This window comes from Streptomyces alanosinicus (genome assembly GCF_014650595.1).
Lineage (GTDB): Bacteria > Actinomycetota > Actinomycetes > Streptomycetales > Streptomycetaceae > Streptomyces > Streptomyces alanosinicus.
This window is the reverse complement of record NZ_BMVG01000001.1, coordinates 90,753-111,968: the sequence shown is the minus strand read 5'-3', so window position 1 is coordinate 111,968 and position 21,216 is coordinate 90,753. Positions and strand designations below refer to the sequence as shown.

Here is a 21,216-nt window from a genome sequence, read left to right as displayed (position 1 = left end):
GCCGCGCGTCTTCGTGCGGCGGTCGTCTACGGATGACGGTGCCTCGGTGGCCCGGGGAACGGCGGTCCGCTCTCCGGCGGCCGGTACGGCGGTATGTCACGGCCCGGCTGGTAGTGCGGGCCCTGCCGGATGTGTCTGAGGATCACGGCCATGTCGACCGTGGCCACCAGCCACAGCACCCCGCAGGCCGCCGCCCAGCCGGGGCGCCCGACGAGCGCGAACGCCGCCGTGCCGAAGACCGCCCAGACCAGTCCCCACACGGACAGCCAGAACCGCGCCCGCAGAGCACTGCGCGCGGTCGCCGGTTCACTGCCCGTACGCATCGGATCACCGTTCCTCCCTGCAACGTACTCTTCGGTGACGACGTTCATCAACGGCGCTCGCCCGTACCCGTAGCCCGTAGCCCGTAGCCCGTAGCCCGTAGCCGGTGGCCCGTGGCTTGTTGCCCGTGGCCCGTCGGCCGTCGGACTCGGCCGCCGTTCGTCAAAGGGGGATCCATTGCTGCCGCACGCCGACGACCTGCCCGAGCTGCTCCTCGACCTGGCCGTGCCGCACGAGGACATCAATGAACTGGTGAACCGGCGGCACGGCGTGACCGACGATCCCCGCACGCGGGGGCTCCTGCGGGAGTGCGTCGAGGAGCTGTTCCGCGACCCGGGCGAGACCGGCCGCACCCCCGACCTGGCCGGACTCTTCGACGCGGCGCCGGCCGAGCTGAGCGACATCTTCGCCGCGTACGTCTTCCTCGCCGCGGTGCCGCGCACGCTCGCCCGGCACCGGGAACGCGGCATCCCGCCCGAGATCTCCCGGCGAACCCTGGCCGATCTGGGCCGACACATGGCGGTGCACCGCAGACGGCACGGCACGACCGGCGTCCACGCGCGGCGCTGGCTCGTCCGTCATTTCCGAGGCGAGCTGTACCAGCTGGGCCGGCTCCAGTTCGAGCGGGCGCGGCTCGGGCAGCGGACCGGGCCTGTCCTCGCGGCGGCGGGACTGGACGCCGCCCCCGGCACGCCCTGTCTGAACCTCCACATCCCCGACTTCTACGGCCCGCTGACCCCGGCCGCCTGCGACCGCTCCCTGGCCCTGGCCCGCGAGTTCTTCGCCCGGCACTTCCCCGAGGAGCGGCCGGTGGCCGCGTTGTGCCATTCCTGGCTGCTCGACCCGCAGTTGAAGCGGTATCTGCCGGCCGACTCCAACATCATCCGCTTCCAGGAACGGTTCCGCACCGCCCGCGAGGACACCGAACCGGCCGACACCGAACCCGTCCAGTTCGTCTTCGGCGACCCCGGTCTGCCGGTCGCAGAGCTGCCGCGCCGTACGTCCGTGGAGCGGGCCGTGGGGGATCATCTGCGGGCGGGCGGCCACTGGTTCATCGGGCACGGGTGGTTCCCGTTCCGGACCGAGCCGAATCCTGGTGCATAGCTGTGGTTGACACGATGCCGCGAAGTACCTCGAACGAGTGAACCGATGTCGGACGGGAACGGGTGTGCGGAGACCAGCCGTTGTTCGGGCATGACAGTCGAAATGCGTGAGGGATACGAGGGCACGGGACCCGGTGCGATCACCCCGGACGGCTGCGCGGTCGAGCTGTACGAGCGCCTGTCGGTGGGCGACGAGCCCGACATCATCGCCGCGGCGGTGCCCGCCGGGGCGCACATCCTGGAGCTGGGCAGCGGAGTGGGCCGCATGACCCACCCCCTGCTGGAGCGAGGCTTCACGGTCACGGCGGTGGACGAGTCCGCCGACATGCTGAACCGGGTCCGCGGGGCGCGCACGCTGTGCAGCTCCATCGAGGACCTGGACATGGGCGGCGAGACGTTCGACGTGGTGATGCTCGCGTCGTTCCTCGTGCACAACGGCGACGAGGAAGTCCGCCAGGGCATGCTGCGCACCTGCGCTCGGCATGTGGCGGACGGCGGCTGTGTCCTCATCCAGCGGGAGGGCGAGGACTACCACACGAATGTGCCCAGGGAGCGCGTCGACCCGAACGGCTTCACCATACGGATCGCCTCGGTGGAGCCCGCAGGGGACGGGGTGAACTCCGTCCGCGCGGAGTATGTCTTCCCGGACGTGGTCTGGACCCAGACGTTCCTCGCCCGTCCCCTGACCAAGGAGCAGTTCGAATCGGCACTGGAGGAAGCGGGACTGGAGGTGGACGCCTATCTGACACCGGACGGCACATGGGTGCGGGCGGTGCGCACGTCATAGCGGCGACGCTCTCGCATCGGGCGGCCGAAGAGCGATGAGTTCCCGGGCCATGCCGGGTCTACCTCGGTGTAAGCAATCGGCACCGCTTCCCCCAGGAGACCCACATGTCCGAGACCACCGCCTCCGTCGCCCCCACCGCTGCTGGCGCTTCCGTCGCCTCCACCGGCTCTCTCGGCCGCAGGAGGCGCGCGGCCCGGATCGCACTGCGGTCCGTGCAGGTGCTGCTCGCGCTGTTCTACGGCATCGCCAGCGCGTTGCCCAAGCTCATCGCGCACCCCACGGCCGTCGAGGCCTTCGACAAGATCGGCTGGGGCAGCGGGGCCATGTACACCATCGGCGCGCTCGAACTCGCCGGAGCCGTCGCGCTGTTGATACCGGTCCTGCAGTCCGTGGCGGCGACCGCGCTCAGCGCGCTCATGGTGGGAGCGTTCATCGTGCAGCTCACGGTCTTCGACGGCCAGAACGCAGCGACACCGCTCATCCTGATGGTGCCGCTCGCCCTGATCGCCTGGGCCCGGCGCGGGCACAACGGGGAACTGCTGCGGCTGGTGCGGCGGCGGTGACCCTGGTCCGCGGCACCGGTGCCGCCGGCCGGGCGCGGGGACCTGGCCGACGGCACCGGACATGGATCAGTTGGTCCTGCCGGGCGTGTAGCCCGCTGGGCGTGCAGCCGCCGATGCCGCTGGACGTGGCTCAGCCGTGCCCGGCGGACCCGGGGCCGCGGCGCTTGCCGGTGCCGGTGGATCCACCGCGCCCGCCTGGCCCGGAGCCGCCCCGGCCGGTGGATCCACCGGGCCTGCCGAGCCCGGCGAAGCCGCCGGGGCTTGCGGGACCGCCGAAGGCACCGAAGCCGCCAGGGCCGCCCGGACCCCCGAGGCTGCGCAGGCGTTCCATTTCGCGGCGGTCGCGCTTGGTGGGGCGGCCGGTGCCCGGGTCGCGGAGACCGACAGGGGCGACGGGCTCGCGGGGCGGCGGCGGAGGCGAATTGTCGATGTAGCACTGGGTGGCCACGGGGGCGCCGACCCGCTTGCGGATCAGCCGCTTGACGATCACGATCCGCTCGCGGCCCTCGTGCCTCAGACGCACCTCGTCTCCGATGCGCACGGAGTAGGCGGGCTTCACTCGCTCGCCGTTCACATGGACATGGCCGCCCCGGCAGGCGGTGGCGCCCAGGGAACGCGTCTTGATCAGACGTACGGCCCAGATCCAGCTGTCGATCCGGACCGTCTCGCCATTGGCCGGCCCCGCGGCCTCGGCGGCGGCCACCGCGGCGGCGACCTTCGGGTCGACGGGCTGGTCGGCGGAGGCGGCGGAGCCCTGAGCGTCCTGGGCGGTCCGGGCATCGTGGGCGGTCCGGGCGTCCTGCGCATCCTGGGCGGGGCGGGGCCCGTCCGGTCCGCCGGTGTCACGGTTCACGTTCTCGCCCGCATCCTCGGAAGCCATGCCCCGACCTTAACGCCCTCGGCCGGATGGACCGGAGGGGTTTTCCCGGGGCTGGGCGCGGGCGGCGCGGCCGCGTGGAGGTCGGTCGGCTTGGTGGAGGAGGCTCTGTCGGAGCTACGCAACACGGTGGTGGCGATGTGTGCGTTCGTCGGGACGTACGCGGCCTACGCGGCCGCGCTCACCTGAGGAGTCCCTTCGGCGCACCAGGCGTTTGCCGGGCTCGGCCGGGCATACGGTGGCCGTATGGACGACCGCAGCGCTCTCACCCGGCTCGACCGGTGTGTCGCGGGCTGCCGGGCCTGCCCCCGGCTGGTCGAGTGGCGCGAGGAGGTGGCCCGTACGAAACGGGCGGCGTTCGCCGACTGGACGTACTGGGGGCGGCCGGTGCCCGGCTTCGGTCCGGCCGACGCCCGGCTGGTGATCATCGGACTCGCCCCCGCCGCGCACGGCGGCAACCGCACCGGCCGGATGTTCACCGGTGACCGTTCCGGAGACGTGCTCTACCAGGCGCTGTACGACGTGGGGCTCGCCTCGCAGCCCACCTCCGTCAGCGCCGATGACGGGCTGGAACTGTACGGCGTCCGCGTCACCGCGCCCGTGCACTGCGCCCCGCCCGCCAACAAGCCGACCCCCGGTGAGCGCGACACCTGCCGCCTCTGGCTGGTCCAGGAGCTGAGGCTGCTGCGCCCGACGCTGAGAGCCGCGCTCGTCCTCGGCGCCTTCGGCTGGCAGGCCGCGCTGCCCGCGTTCGCCGAGGCGGGCTGGGCGGTGCCCCGGCCCCGCCCGGCCTTCGCCCACGGCACCCGGGTCCCCCTCGACGGACTCGACCTCTTCGGCTGCTTCCATGTCAGCCAGCGCAACACCTTCACGGGCCGGCTCACCCCGGAGATGCTCCGTGCGGTGCTGAGCGCGGCGGCGGACGCGGCCGGGCTGCGACAGCCGTCCCTCAGGAGCCGACGCCCGCTCCTTCACCCATCACCGGCCGGTTCACCTCCGCCTCCGCCCCCTTCGCCGTCGGCATCGGCCGGGTCCGCTCCGAACAGGTGCCGTACCGTCGAGCGGTAGGTGGCGCGGACGTGGCCGAGTGCGTGGGCGCGGGCCCGGTCGGGGTCGCCGGAGGCGATCGCCTCGTACAACTCGCGGTGTTCGGCGAGGAGTTGGGGCCATTCCTCGTTCCGTCTCGTGAGCCAGCGAAGGCGGCCGTCGACCGGCTCCATGACCGAGATCAGCAGGCTGTTGCCGGCCAGGGCGCGGATGCGGTCGTGAAAGCGGGTGTTGATGTCCGTGATCGCCTCGGCATCGCCCTCCCTCGTCGCCCGCGCGGCCTGCTCCAGCAGCTCGCGCAGCTCAGCCAGGGCCTCGGGTGTCACGCGGGACGCCGCCAGCCCCGCCGCGTACACCTCCAACGCCTCGCGCAGCTCGAAGAGTTCCCGGACGTCGGTCGGGGTCAGCCGGCGTACGACCGTGCGGCGGGCCGACTCGAAGTGGACGAAGCCCTCGGCGACCAGCGCGCGGATCGCCTCCCGCACCGGCACCCGCGAGACACCGAACCGCTCGGCCAGCTCCCGTTCGACGAGCCGGTCACCCGGCCCCAGGTGCCCGGCGATGATGTCCTCCCGCAGGCTCGCCAGGACCCGCTCGCGCACCGCGCCCAGGGGCTCGATCTTCGTCATGGGCCCATCTTCGCCGACACGGGGCGACTTTTACGGGGCCGTAACGGCAACGACATCGGTCCGAACGCTTGACGACGGCACCATATCGGCAGTTTGGTATACCAAAGGCCGTCCAGGAGGTCCCATGTCCCTCGCTGACCGCGCCGAAGCCGCCGGCGCCACCGTGTTCGTCCCCGACCCCCGCCTCGTCAACGAGGACCTCGCCCCCGCCGAGGAGCGGAACTGGAAGGTCTTCGACCTCTTCGCCCTGTGGATGTCCGACGTCCACAACCTCGGCAACTACACCTTCGCCGCCGGTCTGCTGGTCCTCGGCATGAACGTGTGGCAGGTCTTCACGGCCCTGCTCGTCGGCTTCGTGCTCATCTACGTCGGCATGAACCGGATGGGCCGCATCGGCCAGCGCCACGGCGTGCCGTTCCCCGTGGTCAGCCGAATCAGCTTCGGCGTCTGGGGCGCCAACGTCCCCGCGCTGATCAGGGCCGTGATCGCCATCATGTGGTACGGCATCCAGACCTATCTGGCCTCCGTCGCCGTCAATGTGATGCTGCTGGCGGCCTGGCCCGGCCTCGCCTCCCTCACCCATCACTCCTTCCTCGGCCTGGACGCGCTCGGCTGGATCTCCTTCGTCTCGCTCTGGCTGCTCCAGTGGGTGATCATCAGCCAGGGCATGGAAGCGGTGCGCAAGTTCCAGGACTTCTGCGGCCCGGTGATCTGGCTGGTGATGATCGCACTGGCGGTCTGGGTGCTGGCCAAGGCCCACTGGAGCATCTCGCTCACCGCCACCCCGCACCCCGTGTCCACGGGCGAGCAGTGGCGGCAGTGGTTCGGCGCGATCGGCCTCATCCTCGCCACCTACGGCACGCTGATGCTCAACTTCTGCGACTTCTCCCGCTTCGCACCCGACTACCGGACCGTCCGGCGCGGCAACTTCTGGGGCCTGCCCATCAATTCCACCGCCTTCGTCGTCGTATCGGTGATCGTCACGGCCGGTTCGCTGAAGGCGTTCGGGCGGGCCATCACCGACCCGGCGGAACTGGTCGCCAGGGTGGGCAACACCTGGGTGCTGGTCGTGGCCGCGCTCGCCTTCGCGGTGGCGACCATGGGCGTCAACATCGTCGCCAACTTCGTCTCACCGGCGTACGACCTGGCCAACGTCTGGCCGCAGAAGATCACCTTCAAGATCGGCGGCATGATCAGCACGGTCGCCGCGCTGGTCGTCACCCCCTGGAACCTCTTCTCCGATCCGACCGTCGTCAACTACTTCCTCGGCGGCCTCGGCGCGTTCCTGGGCCCGCTGTTCGGCGTGATCATGATCGACTACTACTGGGTCAAGCGCGGCAAGGTCGACGTCGAGGCGCTGCTCGACGCCCGGCCGGGCACCCCGTACCACTACCGCGGGGGCGTGAACCCGAAGGCACTGTGGGCGTTCCTGCCCGCCGCCGCGGTCGCCGCCGTACTGGCCCTGGTGAAGAGCTTCAGCGATGTGGCGCCGTACTCCTGGTTCATCGGCACGGCACTCGGCGCCGCCCTGTACGCGCTGCTGAGCCGCCGGGAGCGGACGGACCGCACGGCGGAGGAGGTCTGACGGCGTTGCGGATCATCGTCACCAACTGCAACACCACACGGAAGATGACCGACGAGATCGTCCTCGGCGCGCGCTCCGCCGCCGCAGCGGGCACCACCGTGACCGGTCTGACCCCCGCCTGGGGCCCGGCGTCCGCCGAGGGCTGGCTCGACAGCTATCTCTCCGCCGCCGCCGTCCTCGACACACTGCGCACCTACGACGGTCCCCGCTACGACGCCGTCGTCCTGGCCGGCTTCGGCGAACACGGCCGGGAAGGCGTACGGGAGTTGGTGGACGTCCCTGTCGTCGACATCACCGAGGCCGCCGCCCACCTCGCCTGTCTTCTCGGCCGCCGCTACGGCGTCGTCACCACCCTCGACCGCTCCCGCGGTCAGATCGAGGACAGCCTGGAGACGGCCGGCGTGGCGCGCAACTGCGCCGCCGTCGTCGGCACCGGGCTCGGTGTCCTCGACCTCGCCGACGATCCCGGCCGCACCGAGTCCGCGTTCCTGGCGGCGGCCGAGCGGGCCCGTGACGCCGGCGCCGAGGTGCTCGTCCTCGGCTGCGCCGGGATGACGGGACTGCAACGGGCGGTGGGGGAGAAGCTCGGGCTGCCGGTGGTCGACGGGGTCGCGGCGGCGGTCAAGCTCGCCGAGTCCCTGGTCGCCCTGGGCCTGGCCACCAGCCGGGCGGGCAGCTACGAGAAGCCCCTGCCCAAGGGGAGGAGGTGGGGCCGGCCGGCGCGGTGAGCCGTGATCACCGCGGTGGCCGCCAGACGTACCGCACGTCCGGCTCCCGCTCCTCGTTCCCGCTCCCGTCGGTGGACTCGACGGCCGTGAATCCGTGCCGCTCGTAGAAACGGTGGGCGGGCTTGTTGACCTGGAAGGTCCACAGGCTCAGCCCGCCCGGGCTGCGCTCCTTGGCCGACGGTGGGCAGGGCCGTGCCGAAGGACCGCAGATACACATCGGCGGCGGCGCGCGCGGCCGCCGCCACGGCCCGGCGCAGCACGACCTCGTCCGGCACCGGTTACTCCGCTTCCCCCGCCGGCTCCGGTACGACGGCCGTGGCCGTGATCTCCACCAGCTGCCCGGGGTAACCGAGGCAGGCGACGCCGAGCAGTGTGGACGAGTGCGGACCCGTGCTCAGCCCCGAGGCCTGGACGACCTCCCACACGGCGGACAGCACCGAGGGCTCACCGCTCACCACGTACACCTCGGTCACGATCACATGCGCCAAGTCGCTCCCGACGGCGCCCAGTTGCCGTCGGAGATTGGCGATCACCTGCTCGGCCTGCCGCACGGGGTCGCCCGGACCGACGATCTCCCCCTTCTCGTCGAGCGGCACGGCCCCGGCGAGGAAGGCGAGCCTCGTGCCCGCTTCCACCACCGAGGCGTGTGCATAGGCGGGCGGAGGGAAGAGGCCTGGAACGGTCACACGTCGGATCATGCGGGCGGCTCCTGCGACGACTGTGGACGACTTCCCCATGATCGGTGCCTCTCTGCCCTGCCCGCATCTGAATTCTCGGCACCCCCTATGGCCGTACGGGTGCGACGCGCATTGCGTTCATAAAGAACCCAGGCCTCCCAGGCATCTTTCACCTGCCGGAAACGTGATCGCCGTGTTTGCTCGGTGAACCCGGCCTACTGTTGGACCCGCCCGACCGTCGAGGCACAGCCCATCCGGCCACCGTCGTCCGAAGGCCCACCCCGCCCTCGTATGAACAGGAGCCCCGTGTCCTGGCCCGCCGCACCCACCGCACCTCTCTGGCTCGACCACGCCCTGCGCGCCCAGCGCGGCCCCGTTCCCTGGGGCGCGGTGATCCGGGGCGCTCTCGCCGCGGGGCCGCTGCTGCTCGGCGGTGTGCTGGCCGGGCGGACGCCGCTCGGGGTGCTCGCCGCGATCGCCGCGATGCTCGCCGGCATCAACGACCGGCCCGGCAGCCGGCGGGCCTCCGTCAAACGGCTCGGGGTGCCCGCGTCGGCCGGCGCCCTCGGGCTGCTCGTGGGCACGTACGCCGGGCAGGGGCTGGCCGGCGTACCGCTCACCCTGGTGCTCACCGGGCTCGGGCTGGTCGCCGGCGGAGTCAGCGCGGTCGGACCCGTCGCCTCCGCCGCGGGGACGCAGTTGCTCGTCGGGGCCGCGCTCGGCGCCGGGATGCCGGCGGCGGAGAACGGCCTGCTGCGGGCGCTCGCCTTTCTCACCGGAGCCGGGTGGCTGCTCCTGCTGCGGCTCGCCCTGCCCACGCCCGGTTCGCTCGCCGGCGACTTCCGGTTCGACGGGGAACGGGCGGCGGTCGCGGACGTGTACGACGCCGTCGCCGACCTGGTCGAGGCCGTGGGCGGGACGCACGCCACCACGCGGCGGGCCGCGCTCACCGCCGCACTCGACCACGCCCAGGACGCACTCGCCGGGCCCCGGCTGCGCCGGTACGCCGGCTCCGCCGCCGAGCGCCGGCTGCACGCCCAGTACATGGCCGCCCTGCCCCTCGCCGAGGCCGCCACCGCCCTGTTCTGGGCGGCGGAGCCGGTCGCGGCGCGGGCCGCGACCGGGCCCCGACGACTCGCGGCCGCCGTCCGCGGCAACACCGGCACCGGGCCGCTGCCCGCACCCAGCCGCTCCCTTCCCGCCCTGCGCGCCCTGGACGACGCCCTGTTGCGGGCCGCCGAGACCTTCGACCGGGCGGACGGCGCGCGACAGCGGTTGTTCGCCCGGCGCCGCGGCGCCAAGGACGCCCTGCGCGCCGCGCTCGGCACCGGCGGCCGTGAGTACGGGCTGCGCGTCGCGCTCTGCTTCGGGGCCAGCGCCGCCATCGCCCAGGCGCTGCACCACACCCGCTGGTACGGCCAGCACCAGCACTGGTACTGGCTGCCCGCCACCGCCGTCTTCCTCGTCAAACCCGATCTCGGGCCGCTCGCCTCCCGGGTGCTGTGCCGGGCCGCCGGGACCGTGCTGGGCGCCCTGGTGTTCGCCGGGTTCGCCGCGCTGCTGCCCCGGCCCGCCGGGCTCATCGCGCTGGTCGCGGTCTGCGGGGCGCTCGTTCCGGTCGCCACCCGGCACTTCGCCGCGCAGACCGCCGTCGTCACCGTCCTCGTCCTCGCCCTGGTCATGGCCGGCGGCGAGCCGCAGGCCTCCGTCAGCCGGATCGGCGAGACCCTGCTGGCCTGCGCGCTCGTGCTGGTCGTCGGGCATCTGCCGATGCCGGGGGAGCGCGGCGGCGGGGTACGGGCGCGGCTCGCGGCGGCCGGAGGCGCCGCGCACGCCTATCTCGTACACGTGCTCGGCGAGTCCGGCGGCCGAGCCGGTGAATCCGGCAACCTCCTCGGCGAGCCCGGCAACCTCCTCGGCGAGTCCGGCGAGTCCGCCGAGCCCGGCGAGGTCAGCGCGTCCGGGTCGTCCGGCGTGTCCGGCGTGTCCCACAACCACGCCGAGCGCTGGGCGCTGCGCCGGGAGGCCTACCGCACCCTCGCCGAAGCCCGTACCGCCATCGCGCTCGCCGCTGCCGAACTGCCCGCGCTCGCCCGGCACACCGCGGGCACCGCTGCCGTCGCCGACGTCCTGGAGCGACTTGTCGACACGACCACGGCCTGCGCCGTCCACCTCGACGACACCGGCCGGCTCACGCCCCGGCACCTCGCACAATTGCGCCAAGCGCTGAGGGAGTTGGAGACCCAAGGAGTCGAGGTACCGCTGCCGGCCGCCGCGTAGCCGTACGGTGGGCGCATGCGTGCCTCCCCCGCCGACCTCGTCATCACCGGTTGCACCGTCCTCGTCCACGAGGAGCACGAGGAGCACGAGGAACACGAGGAACACGAGGGGCACGACCAGGACGAGCGGATCGGGTTCCGCACGGACGCGGCGATCGTCGTACGCGACCGGGTCATCGAGTCCGTGACGACGGCCGCCGAGGTGCGGGACCTGCCGGCCGTGGAGCGGATCGAGGCGCACGGGCAGGTCGCGATGCCGGGGCTGATCAACTGCCATACGCACGCCCCGATGACGGTGCTGCGCGGCCTCGCGGAGGATCTGCCGATCGAGGAGTGGTTCAACGGCGTCGTCTGGCCCGTCGAGTCCAACCTCACCGCCGCCGACGTGGAGCTGGGCGCCCGGCTCGCCTGCGCCGAGCTGATCCGGGGCGGGGTGACCTGCTTCGCCGACCACTACTTCCACATGGACACGGTCGCCGCCGTCGTCGCCGAGTGCGGGCTGCGCGCCCACCTCGGCGAGGCCTATTTCTCCAGCCAGGGCCCCGAAGGGCGGGAACGTTCGGCGGAGTTCGCGCTGCGCCACCGCGGTACCGCCGACGGCCGTATCACCACCGCCCTCGCCCCGCACGCCCCCTACACCGTCACCGACGCCGACCTCGCCGCCACCGCCGAACTCGCCCGCGCGCACGGCCTGCCCGTCCACATCCACGCCGCCGAGAACCGCGACCAGAGCGAAGCCGGCCTCGCCCGGCACGGCCGTACCCCCGTCGAGGTCCTGGAGCGGACCGGACTGCTCGACACCGATCTGCTCATCGCGCACGGCACCGGCATCCTGGAACGCGACCTTCCGCTGCTGGCCCGCACCGGCGGCCGTACGGCCGTGGCGACCGCGCCCCGCGGCTACCTCCGGTTCGCCTGGCCGGACACCACTCCGGTACGGGCCCTGCGCGCGGCCGGCGTCCCCGTCGGCCTCGCCACCGACGGCGCCGCCTCCAACAACTCCCTCGACGTCTGGGAGTCGATGACGCTGACCGCCCTGGTCCAGAAGTCCACCGAGGGCGATCCCCGCTGGCTGACCTCCCGTCAGGCCCTGCACCACGCCACCCTGCAGAGCGCCCGCGCGGTCGGCCTCGGCGACAGCGTGGGCAGCCTCGCGCCCGGCCGGCGCGCCGACATCGTCCTGGTCGACCTCACCGGCCCGCACACCCAGCCCGTCCACGACCTCGCCGCCACCCTCGTGCACAGCGCCCGTGCGTCGGACGTCCGCACGACCGTCGTCGACGGCCGGATCCTGATGCGTGACCGCGTCCTGCTCACCCTCGATCTCCCGTCCGTCATGGGCGAGTTGACGCGGCGCCTGCCCGCACTGACCGACCGCGGCCACGGCCGGCGCATCCAGCAGTACGACACCTGAGCCCGCGTAGGCTGAAGATCATGGATCTCGCGGACGGCCTCATCGACCACCCCTACGACGTCTACCGGCGCCTGCGCGACACCGCGCCCGTGCATCGCATCGCCGGACCCGACGGCAGCCCCGCCTGGCTGGTGACCCGGTTCGACGACGTCCGGGCCGCGCTCGCCGACCCGCGGCTCTCGGCGGACCGGCGGCACGCCACGGCCGGCACCTACAAGGGGCTCTCCCTGCCGCCCGCCCTGGACGCCAACCTCCTCAACATGGACCCGCCGGACCACACCCGCATCCGGCGGCTGGCCGGCCGCGCGTTCACTCCGCGCCGCGTCCAGCAACTGCGCGAGCCCATCCGCCGTACCGCCGACCGGCTCCTGGACGCGCTCGGCCCGCACGGCACCACCGACCTGATCGCCGCCTACGCGGCCCCGCTGCCGATCACCGTCATCTGCGACCTGCTCGGCGTGCCGGAGAGCCATCGGCTGGACTTCCGGACCTGGACGGACAGCCTCATCGCCCCGGACCCGGCACGGCCCGAAGCCGCCCGGGAAGGGGTGGCCGCCATGCTGGGCTTCTTCACCCGGCTCCTCGCCGCCAAGCGCGCCGAACCCGCCGACGACCTCCTCTCCGACCTGATCGCCGTACGCGACGAGGACGGCGACCGGCTCAGCGAGGACGAGCTGATGTCGCTGGCCTTCGTCATCCTCTTCGCCGGCTACGAGAACACGGTCCAGCTCATCGGCAACGCCGTCCTCGCCCTGCTCCAGCACCCGGACCAGCTGGCCGCCCTGCGCAAGGACCCGGACCGGCTGCCCGCCGCGGTGGAGGAACTGGCCCGCTACGAGGGTCCCGCCCTGCTCGCCATCCGCCGGTTCCCCACCGAGGACGTGACCATCGCCGGCGTCACCGTCCCGGCGGGGGAGACGGTGCTGGTGTCCCTGTCCGCCGCGGACCGCGACCCCGCCCGCTTCCCCGACCCCGACCGCCTCGACCTCTCCCGCGACGCCGCCGGACATCTCGCCCTCGGTCACGGCATCCACTACTGCCTCGGCGCGCCCCTGGCCCGCGCGGAGACGGAGATCGCCCTGGCGGCCCTGCTGGAGCGGTTCCCCGACCTGGCCCTGGGCGACGGGGAGTTGAAGTGGCGCCCGTCCCTGCGCGCGCGGGGGCTGCTGGCCCTGCCGGTGAGGTACTGAGCGACGGGGGCGGGGGAGCCGGGCGGGAGGAGTCCGGGCGGGAGGAGTCTGGGCGGAAGCCGCGCTCCGGAAGTCCTGCCGGAAGCCGCCCTCCGGGAGTCCTGCCGTAAACCCTCCTGGAAGCCCCTCCTGAAAACCGACCGGAAACAATTTCCGTGCGCGGCGATGAGTTCCGTATCCACCGACGGTCACCTCTTGCGAACCGACCGTGGACAGGAGAGCCCATGTCGTTCCCGGAGATCGTCTCGCGCGAGCGGTGGCGCGCCGCGCGTGAGGAGTTGCTGCGCAGGGAGGAGGCGGTCAGACGGGCGCGCGAGGTCCTCGGCGCGGAGCGGCGCCGGCTGCCGATGGTCGAGGTCGACACGGAGTACGTCTTCGAGGGCGGCGACGGCAAGGCCACCCTGCTGGACCTCTTCGAGGGCCGGACCCAGCTTGTCGTCCACCACTTCGTGTTCGCGCCGGAGCAGGAGACCGGCTGTCCGTGCTGCTCGGCCTTCCTGGACCAGGTCGGCCACCTCGCCCATCTGCGCTCCCGGAGCACTTCCTTCGTGGCCGTCTCCCGGGCGCCGTTCACCCGGATCCTGCCGTTCAAGGCGCGGATGGGCTGGGCGGTGCCCTGGTACTCGGCGTCCTCCGCGTCCCACGGCGACTTCAACCTCGACTTCAACCTCGACTTCGAGGCCACCGTGGCCTCGGACGGCGGCCTGGCCGAGCGCCCGGGGGTCAGCTGCTTCCTGCGCGACCACGACCGGGTCTTCCACACCTACTCGGTGTTCGACGAGGGGCTGGACGGCCTCGGTACCGTCGCCGGCCTGCTCGATCTCACCGCGCTCGGCCGCGGTCCGGTCGGCTGCGACCGGCTCCGCCTGCACGACGAGTACGACGAGTACGACTTCTGACACGGAGGGTGCGGGTTCGTGTCACACGGTGAACGGATTGTCACGGTCCGCGCCGAAATGGTGTAGGCAATGTCTCAGTCCCGTCACCGGGCGAGGTGTTTGCCTGCTCCAGGGCGTTAACTCCCATAAGGATGACGCTTTCTGGAGGTGCGAGATGGTGAACGGGCGAACCGTGCTCGAACGCTTTCCCGCCGGTGGACCGCGAGGGTCCCGGCCCGCCGAGGAGTTCGCGCACGCCCGGCGGCAGGAGGGCCTGCCCGCCGAGGTCGTCATGGACCTCGCGACGGACATGTTCCTGGTGATCGTGCGGGGCGTCGACGGCGCGGAGTGAGCGGGCCGGCGCCGGCCTGTACCTGTTGGGCGCCCCGGCCGACCTGTGGGCACCCCGGCCGAAGCCGGGCCCGGCGGTCGAGGCGGGCCGGGCGGTCGAAGCGGGCCGGGCGGTCGAAGCGGGCGAGGCGGTGTCTACGCCGAGACCGCCCGCGACCAGTCCGGGGCCGTGCCGAGCACTCGGCACAGGGCCAGGTACAGCGGGATCGGCGGGGTGTACGGGACCGCGCCGTCCGGGCGGTGGATCAGCCGGGCGGTGTCGTTGACCAGGGCGCCCGGGGCGTAGTGGGCCGGGGAGGGCCAGGGCAGGGCGTAGTCGGAGTCCGACGGAACGATCCACCACCAGCGGGCGCCGTCGGTGTACACGCAGCCCAGCCGCGGCAGCCGGGGTACGACGAGCGGGCCGAGGCGGTCGGGCACGGCCACGGCGTCCCAGCCGAGCGAGGCGGTCATGCCGTCCGGCAGCGTGAGCCGACGCGGCGTGTCCGGGACCGGCCTGCGGCGCTGCAGCCGCACCAGGGTGTCCAGGCCGAGAGCCGCTTCGGAACCCTGACCGCGGCGGGTGAACCGGCCGGCGTCGGTGACCGGTCGCCGGTCGGGGTCGGTGACGCCGTGTGGCTCGGTGCCCTGGCCGCCGGAGTCATGGCCTCGGGTCACAGGTGCTCCCCGGCGCGGCGCTGTTCGGGGGCCCGGTGCAGCGGCTGCTGCGCGGGCCGGTCCGGGGCGCGGCGCCGGTGCGGCTGATCGCCGGCCCGGCGGACGGGATGCCCGGAACCCGGGTGCCGACCCTCCGGCGACTCGTCCTCGTCGGAGTCTCCGGGGCGCCCCGGCTTGGTGCGGGCGCCCCAGCCCAGGTCGTTGCGCGGGGCGAACGGGACGTGAGCAGCGCTGTCGTGAGCGGTGGTGCCGTGAGCGGTGGTGCCGTGAGCCATGGCTTCGTCGGCCATGCCAGCCATGTCGGCCATGTGAGGCATGTCGGCGATATCCGCGATGTCGGCCCGGCGGGCCAACTCGGCCCAGACCAGCAATCCCGGCCCGTACTCTTGCGCACCCCAGGCTCGGCACAGCGCGTCGACGAGAAACAATCCCCTCCCGTGCTCCTCGTCGGGGCGCTGCGGGGACGGGTGGGGTTCGCCGGGGGCACAGCCCCAGTCGCGCACGGCGATGCGCACGGTGTCGTCATGGTCGTGCAGCTCGCACACGACTCGGCTGCTCGCGGTGTGCACGATCGCGTTCGTGACCAGCTCGGACACGACCAAGGCGGCGTTGTCGCAGGTGTCCGCGCACACCGACCAGCCGCTCAGCCGGGCATGCGTCAGGCGTCTGGCCTGGGCGACGGAACCCGGGTGTGCTGCCAGCTCGAAGCGGAACCGGCGCCCGGCAGCGACCCCTTGAGGGGCTGCTCCCGTGGCTGCGCCGCGACCGGGACGGTCTGCGGCGGCGTCTGTTCCTAAGGGCGCGGACGGAATCACGCTTGCCACTATCTCCCCGCCGTGAACACTTGGCAAGTGTCACTCTGAAAAATGCAGAGTGCTGTGTGACTCGGTCAGAGGCCGTGGCACACTGCTCGCAACAGCACGTCGAACGGCGCCAATTGGGGTCATCGGAGAACCGCCCCGGTCTTCGAATGCATCTTCGAATGGCGCCGTAGGGCTGTCGGGAAACATTTCGGTGCAGCCTCTGGGCGCGGTGCGGCTTTCGGTGGAGTCTTCGGTGGAGGTGGGAGCGTGAGCGAACCGCGGTCCGCGCCGACGGTGGGCCAGGTGGTCCTCGGCCGGCGCCTGCTGGACCTGCGGGAACGCGCCGGGCTCAAGCGTGAGGACGCCGCCCGCGTCCTGCGCGTCGCGCCCGCCACCGTGCGCCGTATGGAGATGGCCGAGGTCGCCCTCAAGATCCCGTACCTGCAACTGCTGCTCAAGGCCTACGGTGTGCCCGACGACGAGGCCGACCTCTTCGTCCGGCTGGCCGAGGACGCCAACCGGCCCGGCTGGTGGCAGCGTTTCCATGACATCCTGCCCGGCTGGTTCTCGATGTACGTCAGCCTGGAGGGCGCGGCCAGCCTCATCCGCTCCTACGAGCCGCACTTCGTCCCCGGCCTGCTGCAGAGCGAGGACTACGCGCGCGGTGTGCTCCGGTCCGGTGCCATCGGCCAGACCAGCCCGGACGACATCGAGCGGCATGTCGCGCTGCGCATGCAGCGCCAGCAACTGCTCACCCGTGCCGATGCCCCGCGGTTCTGGGCGGTGATGGACGAGACGGCCCTGCGCCGCCCGGTCGGCGGCCCGGAGGTGATGCGTGCGCAGATCGACAAGTTGCTCGAGGCCACGAAGCTGCCCCATGTGACGCTCCAGGTCGCCCCGTTCGCGAGCGGGCCGCATCCGGGGACGTACGGGCCGTTCGTGCTGTTCCGATTCGCCATGCCGGAGCTGCCGGACATGGTCTACAGCGAGTACCTGACCGGCGCCGTCTACCTGGACGCGCGCACCGAGGTGGCCACCCATCTGGAGGTCATGGACCGCATGGCGGCGCAGGCCGCTACGGCACAACGCACGAAGGAGATCCTCCAGGATCTCCGCAAGGAGCTGTGAATGGATCGCATCGAGCCGCGCGGCCGTGTCTACAACGGCATGCCCGCGCGGGAGCTGGGCAGCGAGGGCTGGCACAAGCCCTGGAGCGGCGGCAACGGCGGAAACTGCCTGGAGGCGATGAAGCTGGCCGACGGCCGGATCGCCGTGCGCCAGTCCACCGATCCGGACGGCCCGGCACTGATCTACACCGCGGACGAGATGACCGCGTTCATCGAGGGCGCCAAGGCGGGGGAGGCCGACTTCCTGCTGTCATGACCTTGACCGTGCGGTGATTTCCGCCGGACTTCCCTGTCCTGCCCGTCCTGCCTGTGCTCAGCCGGGAGGCAGCACCCCGCACAGTGCCTCCAGCGCCGCGCCGTAGGCGTGTTCGGCTGCCGTCGCGTATCCCACGACCAGTCCGTCACCCGCCGTCGTCTCCGCCTCCGGATGCCGGAACGCGGCGAGGCCGTCCAGGGCGACACCCTGCCATGCGGCGGCCTTCAGCGTGGACCGCTCCGTGCCCGGCGGCAGCCGCAGCACCGCGTGCAGCCCGGCCGCGATGCCCGTGACCTCGATCTGCGGCGCGTGCGCGGCGAGCGCGGCCACGAGCCGGTCCCGCCGGTGCCGGTAGCGCTGCCGCATACGCCGCACATGACGGTCGTGCGACCCGGAGACGATGAACTCCGCCAGCGCCAGCTGGTCCAGGACGCTCGCCCAGGCCTCCCGCTCGCCCTTCGCCGCGAGCACCGGCCCGACGTAGCGCTCCGGCAGGACCATCCAGCCCAGCCGCAGCGCCGGCGACAGGCTCTTGCTGACCGAGCCGAGGTGGATCACCCGCTCCGGATCGAGGCCCTGGAGCGCGCCGACGGGCTTGCGGTCGTAGCGGAACTCGCCGTCGTAGTCGTCCTCCAGGACGACCGCCCCCCGCGCGCGTGCCCAGCCGATCACGGCCGCCCGGCGCTCGGGGTGCAGCGGGCCGCCGGTCGGGAACTGGTGCGCCGGCGTGAGCAGCACCGCCCGCTGTCGCCCGAGTACGTCCACGCGCGCGCCGTGCTCGTCCAGCGGCAGCGGCACCGTCCGTACCCCGGCCGTGACGAGCAGCCCCCGGTGGAAGTCCAGCCCGTACGCCTCCACGCCCAGCGGACCGCGCAGCACCCCGCCCGCGCCCTGGCCGAACAGCAGCCGCAGCGCGTGCGCGAAGCCCGAGCAGATGACGATCCGGTCCGGCTCGGTCCGCACACCACGCGCGCGTGCCAGGTATGCGGCGAGCGCCTCCCGCAGCTCCCGCCGCCCGGCCGGATCGCCCGGCCCGAACGCCTCGCTCGGCGCCTGCTGCAACGCCCGCCGGTAGCAGGCGGACCAGGCCGCCCGCGGGAACGCCGAGGCGTCCGGCGCGCCCTGCCGCAGATCGTGTCGTGGACCACGCGCGCGTGGTGGCGCCTTTACCGGCTTCACCGGTGTCCGCACGGCGTGTCGCGGTGGCTCCGCTCTCCCCGACTGCCCGAACGGCGTGGGAGGTACCCCCATGGCGACCCGGGTGCCCGAGCCCTGGCGGGCGGTCAGCCAGCCCTCCGCGACCAACTCCGCGTAGGCGTCCGCCACCGTGTTGCGGGCCACGCCGAGATCGGCGGCGAGCGACCGGTACGGGGGCAGACGGGTGCCCGGCGCCAGCCGGCCGCTGCGCACGGCCTCCCGCAGCGCCCGGGTCAGCGTCGCCCGCCGACCGCCCGGACCCGACAGCTCCAGATGTAGATCGGCACCGATCCGCTCCGCGGAATTGACCCACGATTCCGTCATGGAAATGCACCCTACAGTCGGTCTGTCGCACCCGTAGGTTGAAGCCATGACGACGAACACCACCGCCACCGCCACCGACTTCACCAGCGCGATCGCCGCGGCCGAGGCCTCCCACAGCCGACTGGACTTCGCGAGGTCCGCGCCGAAGGCCTTCCGCGCTGTCATCGGCCTCGACGCCGCCGCCCGCGCCGGCCTCGATCCCACGCTGGTCGAGCTGATCCAGATCCGCGCCTCGCACCTCAACCACTGCGCCTATTGCCTGCACATGCACACGGGCGACGCCCGCAAGGCCGGCGAGAGCGAGGAACGGCTGCACATGGTCGCCGTCTGGCGCGAGGCGCGGCACTTCTTCACCCCGAAGGAGCAGGCCGCCCTGGCACTCACCGAGGCGCTGACCCTCGTCGCCGGCGCGGGCGTCCCCGATGCCGTCTACGCCGAGGCCGCCGCATGCTTCGAGGAGGCGGAACTGGCCCATGTCATCGCCCTGATCTGCACGATCAACACATGGAACCGGGTGGCCCTGGCGACGGGGAAGGTGGCGGGCACGGACGAGAGGAAGGGCTGACCCGAGCACGGGCCGGTGCCGATCACCTGATCTCGCCGGCTGGGAGAACCATCGCCACACCTAGACCCTCATCGGCCGATCCCTCGGAGAGACCGGCGTCGGCAGCTGTGAACTCCCGGTCAGATAACGGTCGACGGCCGCCGCCACCGCCCGTCCCTCCGCGATCGCCCACACGATGAGCGACTGTCCGCGCGCCGCGTCCCCGGCGGCGAACACCCCGGGGACGTTGGTCGCGAAACCGTCGTCCCGCGCGATCGTGCCACGCGGGGCGAGCCGCAGCCCCAACTGCGCGATCAGCCCGTCCTCCTGGTCCGGTCCGGAGAACCCGAGGGCGAGCAGCACGAGATCGGCGGGAAGCGTCCGCCCGGTGCCCGGCAGCGGACGGCGCGACTCGTCGACCTCCACCAGATGCAGCGACCGCACCCGGCCGCCGTCGTCGCCGGTGAAGCGGAGCGTGGAGGCCGCGAACAGCCGAGCGTCCGCGTCCGCCGCCGGTGCCGTACGCAGGTCCCGGGCCTCCTCGTGCGCGGCCGACAGCCGATAGATCTTCGGGTACGTCGGCCACGGCTCGGTGTCCTCGTCGCGCTCGGCGTCCGGCTGACCGTAGATGTCCAGCTGGGTCACGGACGCGGCCCCTTCGCGCACCGCGGTCCCCAGACAGTCCGCCCCGGTGTCCCCGCCACCCACGATCACCACGTGCTTGCCGGCCGCCGACAGCGGTGAGACCTCCAGATCCCCCTCACATACGCGATTCGACAACGGCAGATACTCCATCGCCTGATGTATTCCGTTCAACTCCCGGCCCTGCACCGGAAGTTCCCGCCACGCCGTCGCGCCCGTGGCGATCACCACCGCGTCGTACCGCCCCCGCAGCTCCACCGCTCCGACATCCCGCCCGACCACGGTCGATGTCCGGAACTTCGTCCCCTCGGCCCGCATCTGCTCGATCCGCCGCTCCAGATGCCGCTTCTCCATCTTGAACTCGGGGATCCCGTACCGCATCAGACCGCCGAGCCGGTCGTCCCTCTCGTAGACGGCGACCGTGTGTCCGGCCCGGGTCAGCTGCTGTGCGGCGGCGAGCCCGGTGGGCCCGGAGCCGATCACGGCGACCGTCCTCCCGGACAGCCGCTCGGGCGGCCGGGCCGCGGTGAAGCCCTCCGCCCAGGCCCGGTCGGCGATCGCGCACTCGACGTTCTTGATGGTGACGGCCGGCTGGTTGATCGCGAGGACGCAGCCCGCCTCACAGGGCGCCGGACACAACCGGCCGGTGAACTCGGGGAAGTTGTTCGTCGCATGCAGCCGGTCGCTCGCCGCCCGCCAGTCCTCCCGCGAGACCAGGTCGTTCCACTCCGGGATCAGGTTGCCCAGCGGACAGGCGTCGTGGCAGAACGGGATCCCGCAGTCCATGCACCGGTCGGCCTGCTTGCTGACGATGGGCAGCAGCGCCCCGGGGACGTACACCTCGTCCCAGTCCCGCACCCGCTCCTCCACGGGCCGCCGCGGCCACTCCTGGCGTGGCGTGGTCATGAACCCCTTGGGATCGGCCATGGTCGTCTTCCTCGCGTACGGGTACCGCGCGGGTACCGGGTGTACGACGGGCCGTGCGCCGGCGGCGGCAGCCAGGTCAGCGACGGCAGCCTTCAGCGCTCTTCCGGCCACGATACGTCCGCGTCGACCACCGCGCAGAGCGGCGGGGAACGCGCTGAAGAGCGCTTTCCGCAGGTGGGGGCGTCGGGGGCGCCAGGGGTGCTGGGGGCGCCAGGGGTGCTGGGGGTCTTCTGAGGCGTTCCTGGGACGGGTCTGGGACGGGGTTCGGGACGGGTTCGGGACGGGGCGAGGCGGGGCGGGCGGAGGCGCC

General features: G+C 72.7%; 21 protein-coding genes and 2 pseudogenes. 14 read left to right on the top strand and 9 right to left on the bottom strand.

From position 1 onward, the window contains the following. Nucleotides 1-26 precede the first annotated feature (26 nt). Nucleotides 27-323, bottom strand: a complete 297-nt coding sequence (locus tag IE277_RS00515) for a DUF6343 family protein (RefSeq protein WP_189947364.1) — start codon at nucleotides 321-323, stop codon at nucleotides 27-29. A gap of 175 nt (nucleotides 324-498) precedes the next feature. Here IE277_RS00515 and IE277_RS00510 point away from each other — a divergent pair, with 175 nt between their 5' ends. The 3 genes from IE277_RS00510 (at nucleotide 499) to IE277_RS00500 (ending at nucleotide 2,774) form a co-directional block, all read left to right on the top strand. Further along, nucleotides 499-1,425, top strand: coding sequence for an acyltransferase domain-containing protein (locus tag IE277_RS00510; RefSeq protein WP_189947362.1), 927 nt, complete (start codon nucleotides 499-501; stop codon nucleotides 1,423-1,425). A gap of 90 nt (nucleotides 1,426-1,515) precedes the next feature. Continuing rightward, nucleotides 1,516-2,211, top strand: coding sequence for a class I SAM-dependent methyltransferase (locus tag IE277_RS00505; RefSeq protein ID WP_229880424.1), 696 nt, complete (start codon nucleotides 1,516-1,518; stop codon nucleotides 2,209-2,211). A gap of 104 nt (nucleotides 2,212-2,315) precedes the next feature. After that, nucleotides 2,316-2,774 (top strand): DoxX family protein, encoded by a 459-nt coding sequence (locus IE277_RS00500; RefSeq protein WP_189947361.1) that lies wholly within the window; start codon nucleotides 2,316-2,318, stop codon nucleotides 2,772-2,774. A gap of 130 nt (nucleotides 2,775-2,904) precedes the next feature. Here the strand turns inward: IE277_RS00500 and IE277_RS00495 are convergent, their stop codons facing one another. Further along, nucleotides 2,905-3,654, bottom strand: a complete 750-nt coding sequence (locus tag IE277_RS00495; RefSeq protein WP_189947359.1) for an RNA-binding S4 domain-containing protein — start codon at nucleotides 3,652-3,654, stop codon at nucleotides 2,905-2,907. Nucleotides 3,655-3,897: 243 nt separating this feature from the next. Between IE277_RS00495 and IE277_RS00490 the strand changes: the two are divergent. Beyond that, nucleotides 3,898-4,587, top strand: a pseudogene (locus tag IE277_RS00490) (uracil-DNA glycosylase); the annotation flags it as partial. 35 nt (nucleotides 4,588-4,622) lie between these two features. Here the strand turns inward: IE277_RS00490 and IE277_RS00485 are convergent. Continuing rightward, on the bottom strand, nucleotides 4,623-5,327 hold the full coding sequence (locus IE277_RS00485; RefSeq protein ID WP_189947358.1) for a GntR family transcriptional regulator: 705 nt from the start codon (nucleotides 5,325-5,327) through the stop codon (nucleotides 4,623-4,625). Between the two features lie 124 nt (nucleotides 5,328-5,451). Here IE277_RS00485 and IE277_RS00480 point away from each other — a divergent pair, with 124 nt between their 5' ends. Next, nucleotides 5,452-6,912 carry an NCS1 family nucleobase:cation symporter-1 gene (locus IE277_RS00480; RefSeq protein WP_189947355.1) on the top strand — a complete coding sequence of 487 codons (1,461 nt, stop codon included), beginning with the start codon at nucleotides 5,452-5,454 and terminating at the stop codon, nucleotides 6,910-6,912. Between the two features lie 5 nt (nucleotides 6,913-6,917). Next, nucleotides 6,918-7,640, top strand: coding sequence for an aspartate/glutamate racemase family protein (locus IE277_RS00475; protein ID WP_189947352.1), 723 nt, complete (start codon nucleotides 6,918-6,920; stop codon nucleotides 7,638-7,640). 7 nt (nucleotides 7,641-7,647) lie between these two features. On the opposite strand, the pseudogene IE277_RS49385 reads toward IE277_RS00475, so the two are convergent. Together IE277_RS49385 and IE277_RS00465 are read right to left on the bottom strand one after the other, a co-directional pair. Beyond that, nucleotides 7,648-7,815 (bottom strand): annotated as a pseudogene (locus IE277_RS49385) (GNAT family N-acetyltransferase); the annotation flags it as partial. A 103-nt stretch (nucleotides 7,816-7,918) separates the two neighbouring features. Next, nucleotides 7,919-8,338: a RidA family protein gene (locus IE277_RS00465; RefSeq protein WP_189947351.1), complete on the bottom strand. Its 420-nt coding sequence runs from the start codon at nucleotides 8,336-8,338 to the stop codon at nucleotides 7,919-7,921. A gap of 270 nt (nucleotides 8,339-8,608) precedes the next feature. Here IE277_RS00465 and IE277_RS00460 point away from each other — a divergent pair, with 270 nt between their 5' ends. From IE277_RS00460 to IE277_RS00440, 5 genes are all read left to right on the top strand, one after another. Then, the gene (locus tag IE277_RS00460; RefSeq protein WP_189947349.1) at nucleotides 8,609-10,597 is read left to right on the top strand and encodes an FUSC family protein; all 1,989 of its coding nucleotides are present in this window, start codon (nucleotides 8,609-8,611) and stop codon (nucleotides 10,595-10,597) included. A 15-nt stretch (nucleotides 10,598-10,612) separates the two neighbouring features. Further along, a complete protein-coding gene (locus tag IE277_RS00455; protein ID WP_189947346.1) occupies nucleotides 10,613-12,010 on the top strand; it encodes an amidohydrolase in 1,398 nt (465 codons plus the stop codon). Between the two features lie 20 nt (nucleotides 12,011-12,030). Further along, on the top strand, nucleotides 12,031-13,200 hold the full coding sequence (locus IE277_RS00450) for a cytochrome P450 family protein (RefSeq protein ID WP_189947344.1): 1,170 nt from the start codon (nucleotides 12,031-12,033) through the stop codon (nucleotides 13,198-13,200). Nucleotides 13,201-13,424: 224 nt separating this feature from the next. Then, nucleotides 13,425-14,099 carry a DUF899 domain-containing protein gene (locus IE277_RS00445; protein WP_189947343.1) on the top strand — a complete coding sequence of 225 codons (675 nt, stop codon included), beginning with the start codon at nucleotides 13,425-13,427 and terminating at the stop codon, nucleotides 14,097-14,099. A gap of 154 nt (nucleotides 14,100-14,253) precedes the next feature. Then, complete coding sequence (locus IE277_RS00440) at nucleotides 14,254-14,430, top strand: DUF8839 family protein (protein ID WP_189947341.1); 177 nt, start codon at nucleotides 14,254-14,256, stop codon at nucleotides 14,428-14,430. A 134-nt stretch (nucleotides 14,431-14,564) separates the two neighbouring features. Here IE277_RS00440 and IE277_RS00435 read toward each other — a convergent pair whose 3' ends face one another. Beyond that, the gene (locus tag IE277_RS00435; RefSeq protein WP_189949136.1) at nucleotides 14,565-14,957 is read right to left on the bottom strand and encodes a hypothetical protein; all 393 of its coding nucleotides are present in this window, start codon (nucleotides 14,955-14,957) and stop codon (nucleotides 14,565-14,567) included. Between the two features lie 125 nt (nucleotides 14,958-15,082). After that, entirely contained in the window at nucleotides 15,083-15,910 is an 828-nt protein-coding gene (locus tag IE277_RS00430) for an ATP-binding protein (protein ID WP_189947339.1), read from the bottom strand. A gap of 246 nt (nucleotides 15,911-16,156) precedes the next feature. On the opposite strand from IE277_RS00430, the gene IE277_RS00425 reads away from it, so the two are divergent. Together IE277_RS00425 and IE277_RS00420 are read left to right on the top strand one after the other, a co-directional pair. Next, on the top strand, nucleotides 16,157-17,017 hold the full coding sequence (locus IE277_RS00425) for a Sco1979 family transcriptional regulator (protein WP_189947337.1): 861 nt from the start codon (nucleotides 16,157-16,159) through the stop codon (nucleotides 17,015-17,017). After that, nucleotides 17,018-17,272, top strand: coding sequence for a DUF397 domain-containing protein (locus IE277_RS00420; RefSeq protein ID WP_189947335.1), 255 nt, complete (start codon nucleotides 17,018-17,020; stop codon nucleotides 17,270-17,272). It begins immediately after the preceding gene. A gap of 57 nt (nucleotides 17,273-17,329) precedes the next feature. On the opposite strand, the gene pdxR is transcribed toward IE277_RS00420, so the two are convergent. Next, nucleotides 17,330-18,793, bottom strand: a complete 1,464-nt coding sequence (gene pdxR / locus IE277_RS00415) for a MocR-like pyridoxine biosynthesis transcription factor PdxR (RefSeq protein WP_189947333.1) — start codon at nucleotides 18,791-18,793, stop codon at nucleotides 17,330-17,332. A gap of 46 nt (nucleotides 18,794-18,839) precedes the next feature. Here pdxR and IE277_RS00410 point away from each other — a divergent pair, with 46 nt between their 5' ends. Further along, nucleotides 18,840-19,358 (top strand): carboxymuconolactone decarboxylase family protein, encoded by a 519-nt coding sequence (locus tag IE277_RS00410; RefSeq protein WP_189947331.1) that lies wholly within the window; start codon nucleotides 18,840-18,842, stop codon nucleotides 19,356-19,358. Nucleotides 19,359-19,418: 60 nt separating this feature from the next. Here the strand turns inward: IE277_RS00410 and IE277_RS00405 are convergent, their stop codons facing one another. Continuing rightward, nucleotides 19,419-20,906: a glutamate synthase subunit beta gene (locus IE277_RS00405; RefSeq protein WP_189947330.1), complete on the bottom strand. Its 1,488-nt coding sequence runs from the start codon at nucleotides 20,904-20,906 to the stop codon at nucleotides 19,419-19,421. Between the last annotated feature and the right edge of the window lie 310 nt (nucleotides 20,907-21,216).

What these genes read in the sequence shown, in the direction of transcription:
- IE277_RS00515 (WP_189947364.1), bottom strand. Translation starts at nt 323, where the DNA reads ATGCGTACGGGCAGTGAACCGGCGACCGCGCGCAGTGCTCTGCGGGCG.
- IE277_RS00505 (WP_229880424.1), top strand. Translation starts at nt 1,516, where the DNA reads ATGACAGTCGAAATGCGTGAGGGATACGAGGGCACGGGACCCGGTGCG.
- IE277_RS00500 (WP_189947361.1), top strand. Translation starts at nt 2,316, where the DNA reads ATGTCCGAGACCACCGCCTCCGTCGCCCCCACCGCTGCTGGCGCTTCC.
- IE277_RS00495 (WP_189947359.1), bottom strand. Translation starts at nt 3,654, where the DNA reads ATGGCTTCCGAGGATGCGGGCGAGAACGTGAACCGTGACACCGGCGGA.
- IE277_RS00485 (WP_189947358.1), bottom strand. Translation starts at nt 5,327, where the DNA reads ATGACGAAGATCGAGCCCCTGGGCGCGGTGCGCGAGCGGGTCCTGGCG.
- IE277_RS00480 (WP_189947355.1), top strand. Translation starts at nt 5,452, where the DNA reads ATGTCCCTCGCTGACCGCGCCGAAGCCGCCGGCGCCACCGTGTTCGTC.
- IE277_RS00465 (WP_189947351.1), bottom strand. Translation starts at nt 8,338, where the DNA reads ATGATCCGACGTGTGACCGTTCCAGGCCTCTTCCCTCCGCCCGCCTAT.
- IE277_RS00460 (WP_189947349.1), top strand. Translation starts at nt 8,609, where the DNA reads ATGAACAGGAGCCCCGTGTCCTGGCCCGCCGCACCCACCGCACCTCTC.
- IE277_RS00455 (WP_189947346.1), top strand. Translation starts at nt 10,613, where the DNA reads ATGCGTGCCTCCCCCGCCGACCTCGTCATCACCGGTTGCACCGTCCTC.
- IE277_RS00450 (WP_189947344.1), top strand. Translation starts at nt 12,031, where the DNA reads ATGGATCTCGCGGACGGCCTCATCGACCACCCCTACGACGTCTACCGG.
- IE277_RS00445 (WP_189947343.1), top strand. Translation starts at nt 13,425, where the DNA reads ATGTCGTTCCCGGAGATCGTCTCGCGCGAGCGGTGGCGCGCCGCGCGT.
- IE277_RS00440 (WP_189947341.1), top strand. Translation starts at nt 14,254, where the DNA reads ATGGTGAACGGGCGAACCGTGCTCGAACGCTTTCCCGCCGGTGGACCG.
- IE277_RS00420 (WP_189947335.1), top strand. Translation starts at nt 17,018, where the DNA reads ATGGATCGCATCGAGCCGCGCGGCCGTGTCTACAACGGCATGCCCGCG.
- pdxR (WP_189947333.1), bottom strand. Translation starts at nt 18,793, where the DNA reads ATGACGGAATCGTGGGTCAATTCCGCGGAGCGGATCGGTGCCGATCTA.
- IE277_RS00410 (WP_189947331.1), top strand. Translation starts at nt 18,840, where the DNA reads ATGACGACGAACACCACCGCCACCGCCACCGACTTCACCAGCGCGATC.
- IE277_RS00405 (WP_189947330.1), bottom strand. Translation starts at nt 20,906, where the DNA reads ATGGCCGATCCCAAGGGGTTCATGACCACGCCACGCCAGGAGTGGCCG.